The sequence below is a fragment of the Leptospira saintgironsiae genome (genome assembly GCF_002811765.1).
In the GTDB taxonomy this organism is placed as follows: Bacteria; Spirochaetota; Leptospiria; order Leptospirales; family Leptospiraceae; genus Leptospira_B; species Leptospira_B saintgironsiae.
The window spans coordinates 1-3520 of record NZ_NPDR01000022.1 but is presented as its reverse complement, the minus strand read 5'-3'; the positions used below and the strand labels follow the sequence as shown (position 1 = coordinate 3520).

At 35.7% G+C, this 3520-nt stretch carries 6 protein-coding genes; all 6 read right to left on the bottom strand.

All coding sequences use genetic code 11. From position 1 onward, the window contains the following. Window positions 1-215: 215 nt before the first annotated feature. A complete protein-coding gene (locus CH362_RS19010; RefSeq protein WP_100711892.1) occupies window positions 216-614 on the bottom strand; it encodes a type II toxin-antitoxin system VapC family toxin in 399 nt (132 codons plus the stop codon). Further along, window positions 614-850 carry a type II toxin-antitoxin system Phd/YefM family antitoxin gene (locus CH362_RS19005; protein WP_100711891.1) on the bottom strand — a complete coding sequence of 79 codons (237 nt, stop codon included), beginning with the start codon at window positions 848-850 and terminating at the stop codon, window positions 614-616. Before CH362_RS19005 ends, CH362_RS19010 begins: the two co-directional genes overlap by 1 nt. 248 nt (window positions 851-1098) lie before the next feature. Beyond that, window positions 1099-1944 (bottom strand): hypothetical protein, encoded by an 846-nt coding sequence (locus CH362_RS19000; protein ID WP_244280657.1) that lies wholly within the window; start codon window positions 1942-1944, stop codon window positions 1099-1101. Window positions 1945-2121: 177 nt separating this feature from the next. Continuing rightward, on the bottom strand, window positions 2122-2508 hold the full coding sequence (locus tag CH362_RS18995) for a DUF6941 family protein (RefSeq protein ID WP_100711889.1): 387 nt from the start codon (window positions 2506-2508) through the stop codon (window positions 2122-2124). Further along, window positions 2501-2923: a hypothetical protein gene (locus CH362_RS18990; protein WP_100711888.1), complete on the bottom strand. Its 423-nt coding sequence runs from the start codon at window positions 2921-2923 to the stop codon at window positions 2501-2503. Before CH362_RS18990 ends, CH362_RS18995 begins: the two co-directional genes overlap by 8 nt. Next, entirely contained in the window at window positions 2916-3428 is a 513-nt protein-coding gene (locus tag CH362_RS18985) for a hypothetical protein (RefSeq protein WP_125169742.1), read from the bottom strand. Before CH362_RS18985 ends, CH362_RS18990 begins: the two co-directional genes overlap by 8 nt. Window positions 3429-3520 lie beyond the last annotated feature (92 nt).

Sequence of the window (3520 nt, the reverse complement as noted above, 5' to 3'; positions counted from 1 at the left end):
GCATGGAAGCCCGCAAAGCTTGAAAAGAATATCGTGCAGAGCTGTTCGCCTAACGACCAAGGTGTTCCGACGTTTTGCGAGTGCGAAGCACTTGGCGCGAGGCTTGCTTTGCAAGACGAGTGACAAAGCAAAATGTGGCGTAGCCCGAGCGAGAGTCGCGTTAGCGATCTCGAAGCGGAGCGGAAGCACCGATAGTTATACGCCGTGGGCAAGCTTTACCAGATAATTTTCAATCCTGAGATTTTATATTTTTTCATCACAGAATCTTTCGAAATCAAAGTATATTTTTTGGAAATACATTGCCAAATAATCATTCGATCAAAAGGATCCTTGTGAAAACTTTCTTTCAATTTATGATACGTGGAAGCTTCTTCAGGGCTAAGTTCAACGGAATTAATCTTTAATTTTTCAAGATAGCTTAAAATATCTTCAGGTTTTATCCCAGAAAGATTTAGTTTGCCTAATCTGAACTTTAGAGATATTTCCCATAAAGATATTGAACTAACAAAAATTTGGTTCTCTTGATTTTCAATAATCTCAATGACTTTCTTACTTAATTGTTTTGAATCTCCAATAACCCATAACAAAGCATGAGTATCTAATAAATAAGGCATTATAAATTAAGAAATTCCTCTTCGGATATACTGAAATCTTTTGAAAAAGAAATTTTAACCTTTCCGTCAAGGATACCTACTTTTCTTTTTGAGCCAGTTTTCTTCTCAACAGGAACAATCATTGCGACGGGTTTCTTTTCTTTACCGAAAAGAATTCCTACTTTTTCTCCATTTTTAACATACTCCAAAACCTCAGAGAAATGTGATTTGAGCTCGCCGACGGGAAAGGATTTCATACTAATAATTTGGTCTAAGTTGACAACTTGTCAAGATAAAATGTAAGAAAATTATCCTGTTTTTCTATTTCAGTTATTTTTGCCCATGGCGTATAACGACCAGTAATTGTCGAAGTTCCGCGCGTCCGAAGGACTTGGCGCGAGGCTTGCTTTGCAAGACGAGTGACAAAGCGGAATTTGGCGAAGCCCAAGCAAGGGTCGCGAAGCGATCCCGAAGCGCCGCGACAATTTTTTAGTTATGCGAAGGTTTATGCCTTTTTCTGAAGGTGTTTTTCAATATTGCCTAAAATCTCTTTGTGATAATTATAATTTATAAACAATATCGCCTCAGGCCATGTATTAGCAAATAGTTCTAATAGAAATTCATTCCAATTTTTATTTCCCGCCAACTTTTTAATGTTTATGAGAATCTTCTTGTTATGAGATTTTAAGTCTTCAGACGGATTTGTGCTATAAAGTAATGAAGCAACCTGACTAGCAATATCTGATGTTACGCTCGCAGTCTCCAACGTTTCGATCGTAACATCAGAATTAATTATGTATAATGGAGATGTTGTAATTACTATAGGTATTATCGAATTTGCCGTTTTCTCAATCTTAAGAAGAGATTTCAATAACAACGAGAGATGAAGTTCATTAAAGATTGGATAACTAACTTGAGCAATTGCTTTTTGGATTAAAAAATCTGTTTTGTCTGAATGTCGTATTTCTATTCCTTTATATACAGAATTGCCAAATAAACTAGTTACATCCTTGTCCTCCATTTTAGGTTCTGCTTTGAATGGGTCGGATTTAAAAGTATGTACAAAAGGAATGACATTAAGATGCTGCTTCATTTGTAGCGATGGAAGAAATAGCCAATCAATCGATTCGTCCGTTTGCTTACACTCTATAAGCAAAGTAATATTGTGACCATTTATTTCTTTCCTACAGATTAAATCGCCTGAGAACTTCTTAGTAGTTCCGGTCTCATCGTCTCGTTCATACTGATACTCTGCTGCAATTGAATACCCAAGTTCATTAATAGTTTTGGAAATCGCATATTCTAAAATGAAGCCGGAGTTTTTTATCAGTTTAATTTTATTCTTTTCCATACTCATATAATTTGCATAAACTTTCGTATAACGACCAAGGTGTTCCGACGTTTGCAAAGGCACGAGTTTGCTCATGCAAACGAAGTGACAGAAGCAAATGTGGCGTAGCCCGAGCGAGAGTTGCGAAAGCAAGCTCGAAGCGTAGCGGAAGCACCGATAGTTAGACGCAGTCGTATTTTACGAAAGAAGTTTGATTGGAAGTTCTTTTTTTTCAGTAGAAGAGGATGTCTTTGTGGTAATTGTCAGCTGACCGACCTCACGAATTGGGAGACCATTTAATTGCATAATTAATCTAGCGTAGGTCTTACCTAAATATTTAATTCGCGAATGCTGCTCATAAAGCTTCTTGTCATTGTTATATATTTCAATAGTTATTGGTGTATCCTCTGAATCACTAACGTGCGGATTACCATTTTCTAAGATTATCACTAAACTAATCTTTGCCAATACAGCTGGCAAAGCAGGGAGTGCTAATTCTTCGAAGATACTAATTAGCGAAAGTTGATTAGTTCGAGAATCAACTATGGCCGTTTCACAAAAATAAATTCCTATTATTTTATCCATTATTGAACTCGTGGCTAACAGAATAATCCGAATAATTTGCAGATTGAAGCTCTTCCTGAGAAGTTATAGTATCCAAAGCAAGTTCTTCTTCGGCATAATATGTTGGCTTAATACTATTTTTTGCTATTTCTAAAAAGATCAAAAAGAATGCATCTTTGAATTGTTTAAACTGGATATATAAATCTTCTGGGAATTTATTCTTTATTGATAAAGTAGCAACAAGTCCATATAAATCAATCTGATCAATAACGGCTCTTTCTACTTTTAGCAAAATTTCCTCCACTGAAAGATAAGTAATTTCATTTATGAATACTTCATCTTGCCTCAATCTTTTAAATAAGAAGTTAGGTGTATTTGAAATTAATTTCAATGACTCAATTTCTTTTCTTACATTTTCCGAGAATATGCTACTCATGCTCTACCGAATGAACCCTATAATATTTAATTTCATCTGAATCCCTTGCATATGGACAATCATTAATTAAATGAATAAATTCAGAGCCTTCTCCCCACTTACTAACTACTTTTACTTGCGTTAGGACAGTTGTCAAATCCACATTAATAACTATCGCCGAATGTTGTGCATCGCCCTCTTGATAGTATACTACTATGTCTCCAGGCATCACATTCCGAATATTTTCAATCTGCTTATAGCTGTCATCCTCTAATATAATTTGAATTTCATTTGAATTTATAACCCTGGTCCTTCTTGAAGCAAAGGTCAAACCATGACAGTTATAATAATTACAGGGATTACTCCTTGGGATAGCTGTAGAAAATTCCTGTCTATACTTTCTGTCTAGTTCAATTTTGCCTGCTATTACAGGGTCAATTACTTGATTATTTTCGATGAAGTGATCTGGTACTCTAGTTGTTAGAGTAAGCTCCACAAAATTAATTTCATTTGGATTTAGTATCATTATCATACGATTGCGTCTAACGACCAAGGTGTTCCGACGTTTGCAATGGCACGAGTTTGCTTATGCAAACGAAGTGACAGAAGCAAATGTGG